Origin of the sequence: Petrocella sp. FN5, from assembly GCF_029210395.1 — a bacterium.
GTDB lineage: Bacteria > Bacillota > Clostridia > Lachnospirales > Vallitaleaceae > Petrocella.
Map to the genome: position 1 here is coordinate 1 of NZ_JARGDP010000029.1, position 21721 is coordinate 21721.

General features: G+C 38.2%; 12 protein-coding genes. 9 read left to right on the top strand and 3 right to left on the bottom strand.

The features are described from left to right. Positions 1 to 51 precede the first annotated feature (51 nt). The 4 genes from P0N36_RS08715 (at position 52) to P0N36_RS08730 (ending at position 7656) form a co-directional block, all read left to right on the top strand. Positions 52 to 3024, top strand: coding sequence for an S-layer homology domain-containing protein (locus P0N36_RS08715; RefSeq protein ID WP_275842460.1), 2973 nt, complete (start codon positions 52 to 54; stop codon positions 3022 to 3024). Between the two features lie 14 nt (positions 3025 to 3038). After that, positions 3039 to 4529, top strand: a complete 1491-nt coding sequence (locus P0N36_RS08720; protein ID WP_275842461.1) for an S-layer homology domain-containing protein — start codon at positions 3039 to 3041, stop codon at positions 4527 to 4529. Between the two features lie 21 nt (positions 4530 to 4550). After that, complete coding sequence (locus P0N36_RS08725) at positions 4551 to 5936, top strand: S41 family peptidase (protein WP_275842462.1); 1386 nt, start codon at positions 4551 to 4553, stop codon at positions 5934 to 5936. 112 nt (positions 5937 to 6048) lie between these two features. Continuing rightward, entirely contained in the window at positions 6049 to 7656 is a 1608-nt protein-coding gene (locus P0N36_RS08730; protein ID WP_275842463.1) for a CTP synthase, read from the top strand. Positions 7657 to 7792: 136 nt separating this feature from the next. On the opposite strand, the gene P0N36_RS08735 is transcribed toward P0N36_RS08730, so the two are convergent. Continuing rightward, the gene (locus tag P0N36_RS08735) at positions 7793 to 8557 is read right to left on the bottom strand and encodes an ECF transporter S component (RefSeq protein ID WP_275842464.1); all 765 of its coding nucleotides are present in this window, start codon (positions 8555 to 8557) and stop codon (positions 7793 to 7795) included. A gap of 156 nt (positions 8558 to 8713) precedes the next feature. On the opposite strand from P0N36_RS08735, the gene pdxR reads away from it, so the two are divergent. Further along, positions 8714 to 10162 (top strand): MocR-like pyridoxine biosynthesis transcription factor PdxR, encoded by a 1449-nt coding sequence (gene pdxR / locus P0N36_RS08740; protein ID WP_275842465.1) that lies wholly within the window; start codon positions 8714 to 8716, stop codon positions 10160 to 10162. Continuing rightward, positions 10125 to 10607: a response regulator gene (locus tag P0N36_RS08745; RefSeq protein WP_275842466.1), complete on the top strand. Its 483-nt coding sequence runs from the start codon at positions 10125 to 10127 to the stop codon at positions 10605 to 10607. The genes pdxR and P0N36_RS08745 overlap by 38 nt, the downstream gene beginning before the upstream one ends. Before the next feature lie 97 nt (positions 10608 to 10704). Here P0N36_RS08745 and P0N36_RS08750 read toward each other — a convergent pair whose 3' ends face one another. After that, positions 10705 to 11655 carry a GGDEF domain-containing response regulator gene (locus tag P0N36_RS08750; protein ID WP_275842467.1) on the bottom strand — a complete coding sequence of 317 codons (951 nt, stop codon included), beginning with the start codon at positions 11653 to 11655 and terminating at the stop codon, positions 10705 to 10707. 202 nt (positions 11656 to 11857) lie between these two features. On the opposite strand from P0N36_RS08750, the gene P0N36_RS08755 reads away from it, so the two are divergent. Then, a complete protein-coding gene (locus tag P0N36_RS08755) occupies positions 11858 to 16144 on the top strand; it encodes a 2-hydroxyacyl-CoA dehydratase (RefSeq protein WP_275842468.1) in 4287 nt (1428 codons plus the stop codon). Positions 16145 to 16157: 13 nt separating this feature from the next. Then, positions 16158 to 17057 carry a GTPase Era gene (era, locus tag P0N36_RS08760; RefSeq protein ID WP_275842469.1) on the top strand — a complete coding sequence of 300 codons (900 nt, stop codon included), beginning with the start codon at positions 16158 to 16160 and terminating at the stop codon, positions 17055 to 17057. A 65-nt stretch (positions 17058 to 17122) separates the two neighbouring features. Here era and P0N36_RS08765 read toward each other — a convergent pair whose 3' ends face one another. Further along, a complete protein-coding gene (locus tag P0N36_RS08765; RefSeq protein ID WP_275842470.1) occupies positions 17123 to 18337 on the bottom strand; it encodes an S-layer homology domain-containing protein in 1215 nt (404 codons plus the stop codon). A 349-nt stretch (positions 18338 to 18686) separates the two neighbouring features. Here P0N36_RS08765 and P0N36_RS08770 point away from each other — a divergent pair, with 349 nt between their 5' ends. Continuing rightward, on the top strand, positions 18687 to 21473 hold the full coding sequence (locus P0N36_RS08770) for a vWA domain-containing protein (RefSeq protein WP_275842471.1): 2787 nt from the start codon (positions 18687 to 18689) through the stop codon (positions 21471 to 21473). The last annotated feature ends 248 nt before the right edge of the window (positions 21474 to 21721 follow it).

Consider the following 21721-nt stretch of genomic DNA (forward strand, 5'->3'; position numbering starts at 1 on the left):
TGGTTAAGGGTCAGAACTAAAACTCATCTACAAATTGATTCGGAGGTAATTATGAATAGAAAAAGATGGATCATCTTATTAGGTTTAATATATGTGATACAATCCTCATGGACCAGTATGGCAGTAACAGATCGAGATATTCTATCAGATCCCGTTGCCAATGTGTATACAGCTAATATCCTTGGTCAAACCATATCCGATACCCTAAGTTTTACGGATGTGCCTAACAATCATTGGGCAAAAGATCCAATCACAAGATTAGGTGCACTATCGATTGTAAAAGGTTATAATGAAAACAACGCAATGCGTTATAGACCAAACGGGAATGTGTCAAAGCAAGAAGCCTTGGCCTTTTTACTAAGAGTCGTCGGACTTGAAGCAACGGCCAATCAAGCAGCCGAAAACCTTGAAGTCGGTGAAGGTGAGGGCCTGCTTAGCATCTGGTCAAAAGGCTACTTGCAAGTGGCAGCCAATAATGGTTTAATTACTCAATTAGACTTAGGAGATGGACTAATACTCGACCAAGAAGCCTTAGATCCTGAGTTTAATTTTATTCGCGCGCAAAATGTCACTAGAGAACAAGTGGCTATGTGGTTGGTACAAGCGATTAATATTGGAAATCCAGGTCGTATTGAACCTATTTATGTTAATAACAAGATCTTTACACTGAGTGACTGGCAAAGCATTGACTTAGCCTTTGTGCCCTATGTCGAAGCGGTCATGCAGGCAGGTATAATGGTCGGAGACGCCAATAGATTTAGGCCAAAAGGAAGCTTGACAAGAGCGGAAATGGCACAAATTATTGCAAATATTGATGATATTCTTTATGAGACCCTTGATAAGACAGTAAAAGCCGGTATTGTTGGTAGCATTAGCGATGCCGGTGTAATCGGCTCTATAAATAATGAGAGCAAAAGAACCATATTAATTCGTAACGATGAAGGCTTAGTCGACCAAGTGGATTTAATCGTTACATCCAATGAGCAAAACAAAATATCAAGATTAGATGTACCCGTACTTGGCCCAAGTGGCGTAAGAGGACTGTCTTCATTAAGAGAAGGGCAGAGCATTGTTTATATCGTTGACAACACAACACTTGAAATGGAATATGTCGTTGTTAAAGGCGATACAACGACCACGCAAGTAAAAGGCATTCTACAACCACTGACAGATATTGATAATGGCAATCTCACCATAAAAAACACAACAGGTGTACCAATTACTTATAAGTTATCTGTTGGCCTTTATAACCTTGAAGAAAGACAGATCAAAATCGGCGAGTATTATAGGGCTATTGAGAACGCACCTGTATCGGAGACCATTACTCTAACAGTTCAAAATAATCTAGTAACCAAAATCGATCAAGAAGGTGCAACACCCCTTTCAGCAGAAGTCAGCGGTATTGTAAAAGAAATCAATACACAATTCAATTTTATTACCATCGAAAAATGGGATGGTGGAGAACTAACCAAGTACTTCAACAGGAATCAAGTTCGTGTTGAAAAGCAGAACTATTATGATATAGAAGATGAAATCGGATATATTGATGAGATTTTTCCGGATTATAGATTTGATGAGAGAGATACTGGGATTGAAGCCATTGAAGTAGGTGATATTGTTCATCTCTTAATGAGCAGCAATGGTCAGTATATTGAAGCAATCAGTGCCAAAACCAATTACAATGTTAAGTTTGGTGAGATTGTATCTTTGGTGTCTTATGGTGCAGGTGGTGTTAGTATTCGAGTAAACTATGGTGATGGCTCCATAGGTTCATTAAATGTGGATGGATTTGTGCCTGTGTTGCAATCAACTAGAAATATCGGTGCAGGTAACCTCAAAGTTGGGCAAATGATAAAAATCCTAATGAATCAAGGTGTTCTTGCCCCTGGTACAGTCGTTGAGACTGTAAAACAGATAGATGTAGACCCTTATGGCAACATCTATGCCAGAATTTATAAAGGTGATCTTGGCTATATGAATATGGCAACAGGCACCTTAAGTCTATTAAACAGTTATCATTTGACTAAAACTGGCTGGAGTGGCTATAATCCAATGACAGATTTAGAAATGTCAGGAGCAGGTGTTGAGATTTTCCATAATGGCAGTCAGATTAGTTTAAGCTATGCGGATCGGTTCCTACGAACAGATACAATGAAAGCTTATGTTGTAACAGAAAAACACTATGATCGTGAAAGAATCAAAAAAATTGTATTTGAAGACGGTCGAGATGATGTTCTGGCCTCAACCAATGTGAGTTATTCTAATGGCTATGATGCCATAAGACTTATAAGCTCTGTAGGCGATATAGGAATCAATCCGGGAACGATTGTACTTAAGAACAATCACATTGTATCTACAGGCAGCATCCTGTCACCGGATTATGCTCAAGTTGTATTAGCCGGTCAAGGCAGGGCTGTTATTGTCAATGTCTTACCTGAGCCTAATAATGACGCCATATCTGTTTTTAGAGGGCGTATTAGCAATATAGAAACCAACCGTGAGGTGAAAGTTGAATCTCAAGCGATATTAAAAGATATGACTTGGATCTATTCACCAATACAAAGAGAGTTCACTTTATCCTACGATACGGTTATTATGGACGAATCCGGCAATATCCCCCTTAGCGACTTTATCGATTATTCGGAATTATCAAAAGTAGATGAGGTATATACCATAATTGCAGAAGGCACGAAAGCTACCCATTTGATTAAGAATCCTTATGCAACGGAAGGCGTTGTAGGGGAGATATACAGCATAAACAATGATAATATAATAGGTATAAAAGATGCGTTGGTCTACGACAGTACGACAAAACTATGGACAGAGTTGAGCATTAGGAACAATTATGCTTCACTAGAAATCGTGACAGAATCCGTCATAATCAAGAACAATAAAGTTGTTGGTATGGAAGATTTGGAACTTGGGGATAGAGTTAGAGCCATGGTTACTGTGGACTTAAGTGAGCAGTTGAAACTAACAGATAACCGTCAAGCAACAGGTTACATCCTGTTTGTAGAAGATTAGAGAGGAAGATGGTCATGAGAAGACTTATAATATTCGGCATAATGATGACGCTTCTTCTAAGCCAAAGCGTATATGGTAAAGAAGGTGATATGGGGCATATGGGTGGGATATCAGAAGGCAGCAACCTTCCAAAAACCATTGAGAGATATGTTACCATACCCACCAATAAAACCAGAACCTATCAATACAAGGAAGTGGTATTTTTATCCGGTGTACCGACAGAATTTAATGGTACTATAACGGTGAATAATGATGATAGCGTAACAAAGACAAAAACTGAAGGCAGTTACAAAGAAACTTATACAGTGACAGCAACAAGTGTAGAGGGTGAAGGTGAGCTTAATAGAACATTAGCTTTTACCACCTACTACAAGGTAAATAATAATATGGACTTCAAGAACCAGATTATTACCAACTCAGTCTTAACAGGTTGGGTTGAAGAAGTTACGGTAGGTGATATGACATATACACTTGATAGAGTGGGATCATCTTATTCTAAGGCAGGTGTTAAGGATCTGACACCTGGTGTTGCTTATTTTAGCACTTCCATTTCATATGTAGCTAAATTCCTAGATGGTGATGGCAATCCCGTGACCTTAACAAGTAACGGTAGCAACTATGGTTATGATCAACCATGGTCAAAAATAGAGACCCAAGAAAGAAATATTGGCATTTCAAAGGGTGAAGGTAACTCAGGTAATATGCAAGTGAGAGTCCAAACGGTTCATGAAGCCAAAAAGACAATTTATTATGATGCGACGGAACCCTTTGCCATTAGTTTTGGAGGCACTTATAATCAACGTATGGAAAGCGAAAGTAATTTGACCTATGAAGTACTTTCTTATCACAGCAATCTGACCAACAGTCAGAAATATGGCCGTATTTCAATTAAAATGGCCAATCAGATTGAAAAACTACCGATTCCCGGTAACCTGGACTTTTTACAAGGACACTGGGCAGAGGCTGATTTTAAAAAGCTCTACAGCATGGAGGTATTCACAGAAGTACCTCATAGTGGCATGCAATATGAAGCAATGAGCAGAGGGGCTTATATTAAGGCGCTTTGTCTTGCTATGAATATTGATATTTCCAAGTACACCACACGTCCAAAGACAGTCATCTTTGGTGACGTTCCTGTAACGCATCCCTATTATCCTTATATAATGGCGGCATATGACCAGAAACTCATCAAAGGAACTGGTGAGAACTTTGATGTGGATCGCCCAATTAATAGAGAAGAAGCTTTTGTGGTATATGTGCGCGTTATAGGCTTGGAGCGTCTTGGCGTAACCCAATCGCCGCTGACCCCATTTGTTGACGATGCGACTATCTCATCATGGGCCAAGAAGGAGATTATGGCCGGATATAAGCTTGGGATTATTAAAGGAGATGAGCTTGGAAGGGTCAAGCCAAAGCAATGGATATCCAAGTCGGAAGCGGCGGCAATTATCAATAGGCTAATCGACTACTTAAGATCAGATATTGGAGAAGATTACCGTAAATAAGCAAATTTAAGGAGAACAATTATGAAACTTTGGTTAAAAAAAGCTACTGTATTTTTATTGGTTATGGCTATATCGTTGTCACCGGTTTACGGTGCAGAGCAAGGCGATACCTATGGAGGTCAACTTGAAAGCGTTATGCAGATGATTCTAAGTAATCATATCAATGCTGATGCATTAACCCCGGAGATGTTATTTGAAGCAGCTATGAATGGCGTTTTTGATATATTGGATCCCTACTCCATGTATATTGGCGCACGTAACGCAGAGTCTTTCACAGATACCCTTAATAACTCTTATGTGGGTATTGGTGTTTCCTTGATTCAAGAAGGTGACTATGTCGTCATAGAACGCGTCTTTTTAGATGGACCGGCATATAAGGGTGGTCTTAAGGTTCATGATAAGATTATCAGTGCTCAAGGGACTTCTTTGATTGGGAAAACCCCTGCAGAAGCGGCCGCCATTATTATCGGAGAAGAAGGTACTAAAGTTACGCTTAGAATTAACAGGCAAGGCTATGAATTTGATATGACTTTAGTCCGAGGTAGAGTTACCATCAATGCCATAGACCAAGTCGATTTATCAGAATTATACCCGGATCTACCCCAAACAGTTATTGATCAAATCGGGTTCCTGAAGATTTCCAGTTTCACTAGAAACGTCGATGAAGAATTAGAACCAATTTTGGATGCTTATAAATCTCAAGGTAAAAAATATTTATTATTAGATATGAGAGATAATGGAGGTGGCTATGTGGATTCGGCAGTTAATGTGTCGAACTTGTTGGTGCCAGAAGGTCCTGTACTAAGGTTTGTTAATAATATAGGGAGAGAAATAGTCTATTACTCAGAGCTAAAAGATCCTAGTTTTGAGATTGTTGCACTTGTAAACCGTAACAGTGCATCTGCTACGGAATTTGTAGCGGCCGCCATTAGTGAATCAGGTATAGGAAGTCTTGTTGGTGAAACCACGTATGGAAAAGGTTTGGCTCAATATCTGTATACCTTAGATGATGGTGCTGTTGTTAAGTTAACTCAAGAAACTTTTTATTCCAGAGCCAATAATCCAATTAATGAGATTGGGGTAACACCAGAGGTTCTTGTCGAGTATCCAAAGTATCTAACAAAGACAAGTAAATTTTATCCACATGATAAAAATGCTGAGATCTTAGAAGTAGAAAGAATACTTGCATTTTTAGATTATGAAGTTGGTACACCGGATGACTTCTATGATAACAAGACATTTGAGGCCATCAAACAATTTCAAAGCGACCAAAAGGTTTATGCCTACGGCATCTGTGATTACCTAACACAAGACCTATTGAATAAAGCTTTTATGGAAAAGAAAAGTGAGAAAGACTTACAACTGGATAAAGCTGTAGAAACATTGATGGTACAAATGGGATTGTAGAAGAATATTAAAATCTTCTTGACTTCTATGTGGGCAAGTACTAAAATATAGAAGTTGTTTTGAAATAGAATGGGCACAGATTAATTTGAAGCAAAAGTCAAAGAGGTGAAACATGCAGACGAAGTATATATTTGTAACCGGTGGCGTAGTATCTGGTTTAGGGAAGGGCATTACAGCAGCATCTCTAGGTAGGCTCTTAAAAGCTAGAGGTAAGAAAGTAACCATACAAAAGTTTGACCCTTATATCAACATAGACCCTGGAACCATGAGTCCATATCAACATGGGGAAGTCTTTGTAACAGAAGACGGTGCTGAAACAGATCTTGATCTTGGTCATTATGAACGTTTCATAGATGAAAAATTAAGCAAATATAGCAACATTACAACCGGTAAACTTTACTGGTCTGTCCTTAATAAAGAACGTAAAGGGGAATTTCTTGGGGCAACGGTTCAAGTTATACCCCATATCACCAACGCTATTAAAGACCGTGTCTATAGAGTAGGGAAAAATGTGCATTCAGATGTTGTTATTACAGAAATAGGCGGAACGGTAGGGGATATAGAAAGTCTACCTTTTCTTGAAGCCATTCGCCAAGTTGCCGGTGATGTCGGAAGTGAGAATGTACTCTATATTCATGTTACACTAATACCATATCTATCTAAGTCAGGTGAAATGAAAACAAAACCAACACAACATTCAGTTAAAGAATTAAGATCAATCGGTATACAACCGGATATATTGGTATGTCGTACAGAACATGAAATGACTCAAGATATGCGTGATAAGATGGCACTCTTTTGTAATGTAAAAAAAGATTGTATCATTCAAAACTTAGATGCGGACACACTCTATGAAGTGCCTTTAATGCTTGAAAAAGAAGGCCTTGCGAATATTGTTTGTCGTCATCTTGAGATTGAAAACGTCGAACCGGATTTAGAAGCCTGGTCTGCTATGGTCCAGAGAGAAAAAGACCGTACAGAAACAATTACAATTGGTCTTGTTGGGAAATATGTAGAGCTTCATGATGCATATATATCCATTGTAGAATCTCTTAATCACGCAGGTATTCATCACGGCATTCGAGTAGAACTAGATTGGATTGATTCTGAAAAAATTGAACCAGATAATGTAGGCGAAACGCTTAGTAAAGTGGATGGTATTTTAGTACCTGGAGGCTTTGGAGATCGAGGTATAGAAGGCAAGATTTTAGCGGTTCAGTATGCAAGAGAGAAAAAAGTACCATTTTTTGGCATATGCTTAGGTATGCAATGTGCTGTCATAGAATATGCAAGGAATGTATTAAATATGGTAGGTGCCAACAGCTCAGAACTTGATCCTGAAACGCCTTTTCCTGTTATTGATTTGATGCCGGAACAAAAAGACATAGATGAACTTGGTGGTACCATGCGTTTAGGTTCTTATCCATGTAAGGTTATTGAAGGTACTAAAGCTTACCGTGCCTATGAAGATGAGCTTATTTATGAACGTCATAGACACCGTTATGAGTATAATAATGAATACCGTGATGATTTGGTTGGTCATGGACTGATCATCACAGGATTATCACCAGACGATCAATTGGTGGAAATGGTTGAAATTGAAGACCATCCTTGGTTTGTCGGTGTTCAGTTCCATCCGGAATTCAAATCCAGACCCAACCATGCCCATCCATTATTCAAAGATTTTGTTGGAGCGAGTATGGTTAAACCATCAGAATAATTATGGAACTTATAAATACAATGGTTAAAGGGTCAAGGCATAGTTTTGACCCTTTAACCATATAATAACAAAAAGCCTTTCATCAAAAATTGATGAAAGGCTTTTGTTATTATGTGTAAGAAAGTTGAGTAGTAAATCAGGCTTGCTCTTTTGACAATTGGAATCTAAGTGTAATAGGAAGCATCAAAGTGGCCAGGGTAAGTCCAAAAGCAAATTGCACCATATTAGCAGGAATGCTAAATACCGGTATAATCCAGTTGCCATACATAATACCATAAGTACCGTAATAAAGAATAACCATAACAGAACCGGCAACGATAAAGGCACTTAATTTGTTGAAGTAAATAGCGATGGAAGGCCTAAAACGGCTTATACCAAAAACAATAAACAAAGCCATAGGTAATAGTAAGGCAATAGCTAGTATGATGTTTTGTGTTGATAAGACAGTGGAGATGAGCTCAGTTTCACTGGCGATCACTTCTTCAGCAATGAGGTCTTGCGTCGCATCTAAAATACGGTTTGAAGCAATCAAGCCTCGCACTAAAAAACCGAAACCTAGCCATAAGAAACTGTAGAAAGCAGTTATAAAACCGGTTTTCTTAAAATTGCCTAGATCCTCAAAGATGTAACCGATTATGTAAGCCATTAAAGCTTTAATAATAAAAGTGGGAAGAGCCCAAGAAGCATAGCCCAAATAAATATCAGCCAAAGCAGATCCGATGCCGGCAGCCAAAGCGCCATTTTTTTTACCAAGAACGACACCACAGCTAAGCACGAGAGCATCACCGATGTGGATATAACCACCTGTAAAAGGTGAAGGGAAGCTCAGTATACTGGTACTGATAAAGGTTAATGCAGCCATTAGACCAGAGTAGGTCAAGGTTTTCGTTGTGTTTTTCATAATAATCATCCTAACTTGTTTTATTATGTCAAAACCATATAGCTGTACTTATGTACTTTAGCGAAACTTAGTTTTGACACTTGAATAAACTTATATTATAATGAATTTGACCTGTTATAAAGTGCCAGTTTTAATTATATTAAGGGGGACAGATGAATGTTGCTCACACCTGAAATCAATTATGAGTTAAAAAAACCTATCTATATGCAGATTCATGATTATCTTGTTAAAGAGATGGTAGAAGGAAGATTGATAAGAAACGACAAGTTGCCTTCAGTAAGGGTTTTTTCAGACCACTTAGGTATAAGCCGCAATAGTGTTGAGAATGCCTTCAATCAACTCTTAGCTGAAGGCTATATTCTAAGTGTACCAAGAAAAGGGTACTATGTTGCAGAAATCGAAGATATCAAAGGGAAAAAAATGCAAAGCATTGAAGAAGTTTCTCAAGATACGAAGCAACAATATGTCTATGATTTTAAAAGTGAATACGTTGCAAAGGACAGTTTTGATTATAAGCTCTGGAAGAAACATCTTAACTATGTGATGAACTATGATGTTGATGTATTGTATGAGCATGGGGATCCAAGAGGAGAGCGTGTTTTGCGTGCAGCGATTGCTAAACATTTTTATAGAACAAGAGGGGTTGTGGCACGAACGGATAGTATTGTTATTGGTGGTGGCATTACCCCCTTATTAACCATTTTAGGCAAACTTTTTGATAACTTAGAACTGGATGATATTGGCATGGAAGATCCTGGATTTAATAAGGCCAAGCATGTTTTTGATTATAGTCATTTGAAAACCATACCGATTGAGGTCAATGAGAAAGGTATTGATATTTCCTTGCTTTATCAAGAAGGGGTTAGGTTATGCTATGTCAGTCCGTCACATCAATTTCCAACCGGAACCATTATGCCGGTGGACAATCGGCTGAAATTATTGAACTGGGCAGAAAAAGTAGATGGTTATATCATTGAAGATGATTATAATGCAGAACTTAGATTCGAGGGTCAACCTATACCCGCAATGCAAAGTTTGGATGAGGGGGACCGTGTCATCTATCTTGGTTCTTTTTCCACTGTATTGGCGCCAGGTATTCGCATCAGCTTTATGGTATTACCAAGGGTATTAAATCAATATTACACAAAGAACATTGAATATTTTTCTCAGACAGCCTCTAAGTTGGAACAGTTGGCGTTGTCAAAGCTCATTGAGTCAGGAGATTTTGATCGACATGTTAGAAAAATAAGAAATTATTATGCAAAGAAACAAGGGAATGTGTTAAAATATATAAAAGTACATTTACCAAAAAATGTTATTCCGAAGCATGGAAAAGCTGGTCTTCAGATTATGCTAAGACTGCCCGATGGGTGGGATGAATCTGACGTGGTATTAGCTTGTGAAAGGGAAGGTATAGGTATTAGTGGTTTGGGTGTTTATAGAAGTATTAAGAAGAAGCCATCAAAACCTTACCTTATTTTAGGCTATCGAGGCATTGATGAGAGAAGGATGGAAGATGGCATCAAGGAACTGGGAAAGGTATTGATGATGTATAAGGAGACTTATGATGAAAAAAGCCTTATTGGTAAACGATTCCTTATTTGAAAGCTTAATTTTAAAAGATCTTCTCTTACAGCTCAACTATGAAGTTGAGCTTGCAGATGAGTATGATGCCCTATACCAAGTGGAGCAGTTTGAGCCTGAACTCATTGTGGTCAACTATATCATGCATGAAATACGCGGAGACCAACTTATTGAACAGATTAAAGAGGAGAAACCGGATATGATTTGTCTACTCTCTTCAAGCAGTATGATACAAAAAGATGAGGTTAAGAAAAACATATTGGACGGTGTTTTAAGAACACCGGTAAGCATGTTTACATTGAAGGATCTTTTAAGAAGAATCGATGCCAATATTTCTAAAACTATAGTAGAGAAAAAGATCAGTAAAAGTGATGGTGAAGAAAGATTTTGTGACCATTGTAACGCTGATATTTCAGCATTTAGTCTTCATATTGTATTTTGTCCCTTCTGTGGCGAAGAATTATAAATTGACATAGCGAAAAACTTGTATGCTTTTCTTAAGGAAATTTCTATTATGTGGAATATAAAAAACCAGTATCTTGCAATTATGCAAAAATACTGGTTTATTTAATAATAATTCTATTTTTACCGGTATGTTTTCCTTCATACAAGGCTTCATCGATTCGATTTAATATAGAAATATATTTCTCATTAGGTTTAAAATCAGAAAGTCCACAGGTGAGCGTCAACTTAAAGTTATATTGATCATAAGTGAATGTATGTTCGGATACAGCGTTTAGGATTCTCTCCATTATGGGTAGAGCGGATTCTTTGGTGGTGTGGGGCAGAACCAACAAGAATTCTTCACCACCCCATCTAGATAGATAATCATAATCTCGAACTTTGGATTGGATGAGGGCAACGACTTCGTTCAAGGTATAGTCCCCACAAGGATGGCCGTACTGATCATTGACCAGCTTAAAATCATCAATGTCGAACAAAGCTAGGGATATAGTAGTCTGATCCATTTGATGCTCTAACAGAAGTTCTTTTAAGGTGGATTGTATAAAACGTCGGTTGTAGAGCCCTGTTAGGTGGTCTCTTGATGCTAAATATTCAGAGTGTTCCTTTTCTTCTTGTAACTTCGTATTAATGGACTCTAGTTCTTGGATATAACTGTTTAAAAGTTTTCGGTTATAGACATGGTCAAGCTGATTGGTAATTCTGGATTCTAAGATGGTTTCATTAAAAGGCTTCGTAACGTAATCATTCCCACCTAATTGAAAGCCTTTCACGATATCATTTTGATCATTGTTAGAAGTAATAAAGATAATTGGGATATGGTAGGTATCAGGTGTATTTCGAACATGCTGGCAAACATCATAACCACTACAACCGGGAAGGTGGACATCTAGTAGTATCAAGTCGGGTTTTTCTTCTCTTAAGAGACCTATGGCTTCTAGGCCATTAAAGGCACTTATGTACTCATATTGGTTTTTGATCATGAGGTCTGTTAAGTACTTTTGGTATAGCCTACTGTCCTCAACGATCATAATCTTGAATATCTTATCCACCGATAATTCACCTCTCAAAATCTATTCTTATATATTCTATCGACATATGGTGAAAAATACAATAGCATCATGAGAATTATTATAAAAATATTGAAACTTTAACCTTAAAAATTAATATGGTATAATGAGATGTTAATAAGTGAGGGTATTTTCAGGTGAAGTATTCACTAGGATGTGTTTATAGATATTAGGAGGTAATTTCTTGGAGAAACATTTAAAAATAGGGTTAGATATTGGATCGACGACAGTAAAGATGGTTGTCTTAAGCAGTCAAGGAGACATGTTATATAGTAAATACAAGCGGCATTTGTCAGATATTAAGAGCACGGTTTTGTCTATGGTAGGCAGGGCTTATGAGCACTACCCGGAGGCCATGATTACCATTCTGACAACAGGCTCAGGTGGTCTATCAGTATCCAAGTGGTTGGACATAGGTTTTATACAAGAAGTTGTAGCATGCGCTAAAACAGTAGAGCATCTTATACCTAAAACAGATGTTGCCATTGAACTCGGTGGTGAAGATGCCAAAATCACTTATTTTGAAAGTGGCTCAATCGACCAACGTATGAATGGTACCTGTGCCGGTGGGACGGGTGCTTTTATTGATCAAATGGCATCCTTATTGCAGACCGATGCAATGGGACTTAATGAATTAGCAAAATCATACAAGGTGATTCATCCAATTGCGGCCAGATGTGGCGTCTTTGCAAAAACAGATATTCAACCTCTTATTAATGAGGGTGCGGCAAAAGAAGATATTGCCGCTTCAATATTCCAAGCAGTGGTGAATCAGACCATCAGTGGCCTGGCTTGTGGCAAGCCTATACGTGGTCATGTTGCATTTCTAGGTGGACCTTTATATTTCTTATCAGAACTTAGAAGTCGTTTTGTAGACACTTTGAAACTTACAAAAGAACAAACCATCATACCGGAGCATTCTCAACTTTTTGTTGCGACAGGAGCCGCTATGGCTTCTATTATTGAGGAGCCCTTTAAGTTTGAAGAACTCTATGGAAGCGTTAAACGCCTTAAAGTTTCTGATATTAATGAAGTTCCAAGGCTTCAAAAACTATTTGATTCAGAAGAGGCTCTAGAGATTTTTAATGAAAGACATAGTCAAAATAAAGTTATTAAAGGACGTCTTGAAGATTATATAGGAGACTGTTACTTAGGTATAGATGCAGGATCAACCACAACTAAATTGGTTCTCATGGATGATCAAGGTCAGCTTCTTTATGATTATTATGGTAGCAATCAAGGGAAACCCTTAGCATTATGTAGAGAAATACTAATGGAAATATATGAAAAGATGCCTAAGGGAACTAAAATAAAAAACAGTTGCGTTACAGGTTATGGTGAAGGTTTGATTAAGGAAGCTTTGCATATGGATATAGGTGAAATAGAAACCATGGCCCACTTCAAGGCAGCAGAATTCTTCCTGCCCGGTGTTGAATTCATCTTGGACATCGGCGGACAAGATATGAAATGTCTGCGTATTAGAGAGGGTATCATTGATGACATTCTATTAAATGAAGCCTGCTCCTCCGGATGTGGTTCTTTTCTTGAAACTTTTGCTCAGTCATTGGAAATGAACATACAAGATTTTGCTAAAGCGGCTCTAGTTTCAGAAGCACCGGTAGACTTGGGTTCAAGATGTACGGTTTTTATGAATTCCAGAGTTAAGCAGGCCCAAAAAGAAGGCGCTTCTGTAGGTGAAATATCTGCAGGCTTATCTTATTCTGTTATTAAGAACGCTTTGCAAAAAGTCATAAAAATAAGAGACCCTAAACAAATTGGGGACAAGGTCATTGTACAGGGCGGTACATTTTATAATGACGCAGTTTTAAGAGCATTTGAGATGATATCTGGTAAAGAAGTGGTTAGACCGGATATTGCCGGTATTATGGGTGCTTTTGGTGCGGCCTTGATTGCCAAAGAACGTTGTGTACAAACGTCAGATTCCACCCTACTAAAAAGTGAAGCATTAGAGCATTTTAAGGCACATAATGAAATGTCTAGGTGTGAATTATGTAGTAATAGATGTATGTTGACCATCAATCATTTTTCCGATGGCCGCCAATTTGTATCCGGTAACCGTTGCGAACGAGGGGCCGGTATGGCCATAAAAAACCATGATATACCGGATCTTTTTACATATAAGTATAAAAGGATCTTTGCTTATAAGTCTTTGTCCGTAGAAGACGCACCTCGTGGCACTGTAGGCATTCCAAGGGTTCTGAACATGTATGAAAACTATCCCTATTGGCATACTTTCTTTACCCATCTGGGTTATAGAGTTGTACTATCACCGAGGTCCAATAAAGCCGTTTATGAAGCCGGTATAGAGACCATACCTTCTGAATCGGCCTGTTATCCTGCAAAAATTGTACACGGGCATATTATGAAGCTGATTGAAAAGAAAGTGGACTTTATATTCTATCCCAGTGTACCTTTTGAGGTCAAAGAAGTAGAAGGTGCAGACAATAATTATAACTGTCCGATTGTAACCAGCTATCCTGAGACCATTAAACATAATACAGATACTATCGTGAATGAAGAGATGGAACTGATGAGTCCCTTCTTGCCTATGGACGAGCCAGAGAGATTGGCCGTTCGACTCTATGAGGAATTTGCGACGAAAGGACATACTGAATCTGATATATTAGAAGCAGCAAAACTGGCATGGGAAGAAAAAGAAAAAACCAGAGCAGATATACAACGAGAAGGGGAACGTATCATCAGATGGCTTGAAGACAATAATAAGATAGGCTTGGTTATTGGCGGCAGACCATATCACATTGACCCGGAGATCAATCATGGATTAACCAATATTATCACAGGACTTGGTATGGCTGTACTCACAGAAGATGCCATTTGTCATTTGAGTCAAGTAAAAAGGCCTCTTAGAGTATTAGACCAATGGGCTTATCATAGTCGATTGTACGCGGCTGCTGAAGTGGTGGGTAAGCATAAGCAACTTGAAATGGTTCAACTCACATCTTTTGGATGTGGTGTGGATGCGGTTACTGCAGATCAAGTACAAGAGATTTTGGCAAGACATGGTAAAATCTATACTCTGATTAAGATTGATGAAGGCAGTAATCTAGGTGCTATTAGAATCAGGATGCGTTCCTTAAAAGCAGCACTGGAAGAAAGACTGAAGCAAAAGAAGACATTACATAAAGAAGAAGTTGAAACCATACGTATGCCATTTACAAAAGCCCATAAGGCCAAACATACCATCATTGCACCTCAGATGTCACCAATGCATTTTGATTTCTATGAAGTTGGCTTTAGAGCCTTAGGCTACAAGGTAGTGGTTTTACCGATGGTAGATACCAAAGCGATTGACGTAGGATTAACTTATGTGAATAACGATGCCTGTTACCCCTCTATATTGGTTATTGGTCAGATTATGGAGGCTTTAAAGTCAGGTGATTATGATCTGGACAATGTATCCGTCTTCATGTCTCAGACCGGTGGCGGTTGTCGGGCATCTAATTATATCGGATTTATCCGAAAAGCATTAAAGGATGCAGATATGAGTCATATTCCCGTTGTATCTATTAACGCATCGGGGCTTGAAGGGAATCCGGGCTTTACAATTGGTCCGTCTTTGATTCATAAGGCTTTGATGGCAACAGTTTATGGTGATTTGTTCATGAGGGTCTTATATGCAACCAGACCTTATGAAGCGGAGAGTGGTTCAGCCAATGCCCTATATGAGAAGTGGCGAAAAAAAGCGATGACAACCATTATAAGTGGCAATATCATAAAATTTAGAAGGCAATGCATTGAGATTGTAGAGGCCTTTGATCAGTTGCCAAGAAAAGATATCATCAAGCCCAAGGTGGGTATTGTAGGAGAAATTCTTGTTAAGTACCACCCGACAGGCAACAACCAGTTGGCTCAAGTGCTTGAGGAAGAAGGTGTGCAGGTAGTACTACCGGATTTGATGGACTTTTTCCTATACAACGCTTATAATTATAAATTCAGATATGAAAAGCTAAACGGTACAAAAAAAGGATGGCGAGGAGCTAAGATAGCCATTAAGGTCATGTCATGGTACCGTCAGGCGGCTGGTAAGGCTCTTGATGCATCCAAACATTTTCATGCACCGTCAAGCATCGAGGAAAAAGGCAAGCTGGCTAAGCAACTTATATCTCTTGGAAATCAAACCGGTGAAGGCTGGTTTTTGACAGGAGAAATGGTGGAACTTGTAAAAGACGGGGTTGAGAATGTGGTGTGTGTACAGCCCTTTGGATGTTTACCCAATCATGTGGTGGGGAAATCAATGATTAAACCCATCAAAAAAATGTACCCTATGGCCAATATAGCCGCCATAGATTATGATCCGGGTGCCAGTGAAGTCAATCAACTTAATCGTGTGAAACTCATGCTGTCTGTTGCCTTTAGCAACCTAGAGAAAAAGACAGTTCTATTAAACGAAACCAAAGATGTAGCTTCTAAAGATGAGAAGTATGCATAACAGGAGGTAATGCGTGAATAATAAAAAATCGGGATTTGTTACCATCATCGGACGTCCGAATGTTGGTAAATCAACTTTAATGAATCATTTAATTGGACAAAAAATTGCCATAATGTCTGACAAGCCTCAAACAACAAGAAACCGAATTCAAACCATCTTAACCAATGATATAGGTCAGATTGTTTTTATTGATACACCTGGTATTCATGTACCAATGACAAAGCTAGGTGAATACATGAATACCAGTGCAGAAACCACTTTGAACGAAGTCGACGCCGTCTTGTGGCTAATTGAGCCGGATAAGAAAATCGGTAAAGGTGATCGTTATATTATTGAAAGATTGGCAAGGGTAGAGACACCGGTATTCCTTGTGATTAACAAGATGGACACCATAGCCAAAAACGAGCTACTGGAAGTCATCGCAACCTATAAGGACCAGTATAACTTCAAAGACATCATTCCTATATCAGCCCTCAAGGGAGAGAATACAAGCATACTACTAGATCAAATCTTTGATGTTCTAGAAGAGGGGCCTATGTATTTTCCGGAAGACATGGTTACAGATCAACCGGAAAGGCAGATTTGTGCCGAACTTATACGTGAAAAGGTACTGATGAACATGGAACAGGAAATTCCTCACGGCATAGCGGTAGTTATTGATCAAATGCAAGAACGAGATAATCAGGCAATCGTTGATATAGATGCTACCATAGTCTGTGAAAAAGACTCACATAAAGGCATGGTTATCGGAAAACAAGGCTCCATGCTTAAGAAAATAGGCTCAATGGCAAGAAGAGATATGGAAAACCTACTGGGTTCAAAAGTTAACTTGAAGATATGGGTCAGAGTAAAGAAAGACTGGCGAGACAGTGACTATTTATTAAAGAATTATGGGTACACAGGTAAAGAATAAATATACATAGACAATAAAAAGACCAGGTGAGTGGCCTAAGCCCTTCCTGGTCTTTTTGTACGTCTTTAGTTAAGGGTAAACTCTACCTTAACAACATTGTGATCGTGTACCAAAGCGGTCATACGAAGATCGGTACTGCCATAAGTAGTAGTTACTCCAGAAGAGGGCAAGGAAGCACGATTGTTATAATTCGTAATAATAAAATTATGCATGGCACTGGCATTATCAAAATCAATATTTTTACAAACCAGTAGTATGAATTCAGAAGCACCCGGTTTAAGATTGCCATCAGTATCCTGCATGAGCACCAAATCCAGTATAATAACCTTTTGGCCATCTTGTGCATCTAATATAACAAGACTTTCATTATCTTCTGTTAAAAGATTGATATTAAATACGCCATAGTTATAACCGGCGGACAAAGTATTATCTGTCTCGTCATCAGCATGATCAATTAGGGCATCAGCTAAGATGTTTTCTGTGATGTTTCCAACATTAGGGTCCAAACCGGAATTGCTTAGATTTGTAGTTGTATCTCCATCGATAAAGACGAGCTGGTTGTTGATAAGGGTCATCTCACCATCAAACCCTGCAAAAAGTCCGGGATTTGATGCAAATAATGCAGCAAGTGCTTTAGCTTTACTTGGTGATAAGGCAAGTTTTCTGACCTTAGGATCAAAAACACGATGGCTGATTACGGCTGCTTCAGCTCGTGTTAAGGTGTTGTTTCCACTAAAAGTGCTGTCAGGATAACCGGTAATGATACCGAGAGCATATGATAAGAGTACAGTTGTGTGCTGATCCTGTGGTATTATATTAAAGTCGTTGATATAGATGCTGTAGTCAAGAAACTCATCAGGGTAGTCATTCGGAACTAGATTCATAGCCTTGATGGTAAGTCGACTGGCTTCATAACGATCAATGGGTGTGTTATATATTGTATAGCTTACACCATCTAACCAACCTTGATTTTTTGCATATGCAATATAATTCGTAGCCCAGTAACCATCTGAAACACCAACATCATTGCCGGTCAAGCGACATAGGATAGCAATATATTGATCGATGGTCAATTTCTGATTGCCTTTAAAAGTACCGTCTGTGAAGCCGGTAATAATATTCTCCTGTGATAAGACGTCCAGAGAACCATAGTACCATTCAAGGGCAGTGGTATCTTTGTATAGAGGAGCGGTATTGACATTTGCATGAGAGAAAGATCCTGTGATTAGAATCGTTAGAACCATGAGTATAGAAATGATACTTTTTTTCTTGAATTTCATAATGAACCTCCTATTTTGTGATGGATAGGTAAATTTTATTTGATTTAGCCTTGATGCCTTAACCTTTTAGTTCAATTATAATCTTTTTTATAGAATAAATATTGAACAAACTGTGAACATGTATCTAAAGATATGTGAAAAAACTTAAAAACATATAAGTCATAAGTCCTATAGTCTAGTTATATAGTATTGGTTTGTGTGAATATTCATAATCTTAATTGACTAGCAGTGTATAAGGGGTATATAATTTAGTAATATGATACAAATAAAATTAAAGCATAATGTGAGATAGTATAAATCAGATGATCATAAGCCCAATGAATAATAATAGGAACTGGAGGCGTTAAGTATGAAAGTAACTGCAAACATCAAAAAGAAAATTGGATTCTTAATGGCATTTATATGGGTATTACAGATGGGTATACCTATTTATGGAAATGTGAATACAACAGTAACCATAACGAAAGATACACCGGTGGTGACCTTGTCCGATGCCGGTGAGAGAATCTTTGATATTGGTTATAATTTTTCTGTGTCCTATGAACAGGTAACAACAGGTCTTGATATTGTTTTGGTTCTTGACCGTTCCAATTCCATGTTGCGTATAGACCCGTCAACCAACAAACCGGTTGCCGATGCCGTATGGAAAGCGGTAAATAAGTTTGTGAATGAAGTTTATGCAACCTATCCTAATTCAAATATGGCGATTGTTTCTTTTGGAACCAATGCCAATAAGAACGATAATTGGAAGTATTATAATAACAAAACAGAAACTTTGAATGAAATAAAGAAGGTATTTCAATATAGAGACCTCTACTATAACTATCACAGTAATTTCTCATCTTATTGGAACAATGGTTATCGATATGCCTGGGAGTTCTGGCAAATATCCGATGGGGCTACGAATATAAAAGAATCCTTTGAATATGCGGAGAACACGGTAACAAAAAAGCAAATAACAGGTACCCCTTCCGAACAAGACGTAATCATATTGTTTACAGATGGCGTGGCAACTCAAGGCGGTAGCAACAGTCAGAAAAACCTAAACTACCCCACAAGTCATAATACCAATACAATTGCAGCTTATCAAGCTGGACAATCGGCCCAGTCAGTAGCAGAAGTTATTGCCGTTGGCTATTTTGAAGGTATTGAGTACGTAGCTACCAAGAATGTAGCAAGAGATACATTGGTCAAAGCGCAAAACGCAGGCCTTTTTGAGGCATCTCAAACAGGACAGCTATCAGATATCTTTGATACCATAGTTGGAGAACTCAACTATGTCGGTACCAATGCGAAAGTAGTAGAGACCATCGAAAGTGAATTTGAAGTTGTAGAAGGCAGTATACAACCACAGAATTATACATTATCTGTGGATGCTTATGGTAGACAAGTCATCACTTGGGATCTGGGTAATGTTGTGGATACCAATTATGCTTTTGGTTACAAAGTTAGAGTTAAGGACCATGTGTATCCAACGGGTAGTGGTCAAGTTGAGATTCCAATTAACATCAATGCCATGTTGACCTATAGAGACTTAAGTGGTAATACTATAACAGAATTTCTTGGGCAGAATATGACCGTTATACCACCAAGAACCAATCAACCCCAAGTGAATGTGAATGTTACCTACGCCAACAATCAATTCGGCTATTTAGTAGGTGATGTTATTAAGATGAACCATAGTCTAAGCTATAATAATGAAGCACCTTTTGACTATAAAACCATCAATGTAAAAAACATGACCAAATCTACATCAGGACAAACCATCAGTGAATTTGTGACACTGCAACAGGCAAGCTTAGAGGCAGGTTGGAGTATCGTCAATAATAAGCTATCCCTAAATATTCTAGAGTCAAAAAGTGTTGTAGGAAGTGAGAATCTTACATGGCAAAAAGAAGTGCCACTAGAGTTTAAGGCCATAAAAGAAGGTAACTTTAGATTAGACCACAATGTAGATTATCAATTGACAAATTCAGTAGGCAATATTTTTGACTACGCTAATCTAGGCCTTGATCCAGCGGCCATTGACATCAAGATGGGTCGACTTACCTTTGATTTTTCAGATGATTTTGATACGTCCATAACGGACGTAGAACTCTATATCAACGGGATGCTAAAACCGTATACAGTTGAAGATGGTATCATTGTTGTTGAAGGTATTACCAGTGGTCTTCACAAAGTGTCTATTCCGATGCCGAGCGGTTATCTGATGACAAACCATAATGGTGGTATCAGCCTTGACAACGATATGAACATGGTATTTGATGCGGTGCTGAGCCATACTAACCCGCAAATCGATAAGGTTGTTAATTTTGAACGGCTTAAGATTAAAGACATAGCCATTACAACACTAGACGGTAGTTCAGAACATAACATAGATTTGTTAAATGAACCAACACAAACAATGATCAGCTTCGAATTGGTTAGACCATTAACAAAAGTAGAAATGACTTTGTTTGATGATTTTATCAGCTCCAATCATACCTTTGTCCTAAACACATCCTCAGGAACCGCAGATGTTAGAAACGCTTCCGGCAATGTTGTATCAGGATTTACAATGAACAGTGGACGACTCAGTTATAACGGTAGCCAATTGCCAGCAGGCAAGTATGTGGCTTACGGTGTATTAACCCCACCAACCACCCTAGGTGACCAATTGGATTATGATTTTAAGGTTGGGATTAATCAGATCCGCACCAGAGAACAAGGCGATAGCATAGACTTGGTATCAGCCATAACATCTAAAAAATTAACAGTAGGTTTACTAGATACAGTGGCTCCGGTTATCAATGTGGTTGTTGATCCGGCAGAATCATCAATTAATCTAATTAACCACAACATAAGCATAACGGATAAGACGACCATAGTAACTTACAAGGTCTTTGAGGGTAAGTTAACTTATAACGAAGTCTTAGCAGCAACAAACGAACAGACCATACGCGTTTTGAGTAATCAGGGCAATCAAGTGTTACTTGACTCCGATATGAAAGTGACATTAACAACTCAGCTCAACAAATTTGTAGCAAAAGGTGCAATCACCATTTATGCTGTGGATGCTTTTGGTAATTATAGTGTTAAGGTTGTGGAATACCTTAATGAAGACCTTAATGATTTGTTAGACCAGAATATCATGTAAGTACCTCCAAAAATTAATATTAAATGGTTAAAGAGTCAAAACGATTTGTTGAACTTTTACAAACAATATATAGTTATGAGTGTATCAATGTAACCTATATGTTGTATGTAAATTAGTGAAACGTAGTTTTGACCCTTTTACCTTAAATGTAATACTCTATGATATGGCAGAAGCTAGCAAAGAAAGGCATATGAATGTAAATGTTCATAAGCCTTTCTTTTGCTATTTGGAACAAAGATTAATTAAAA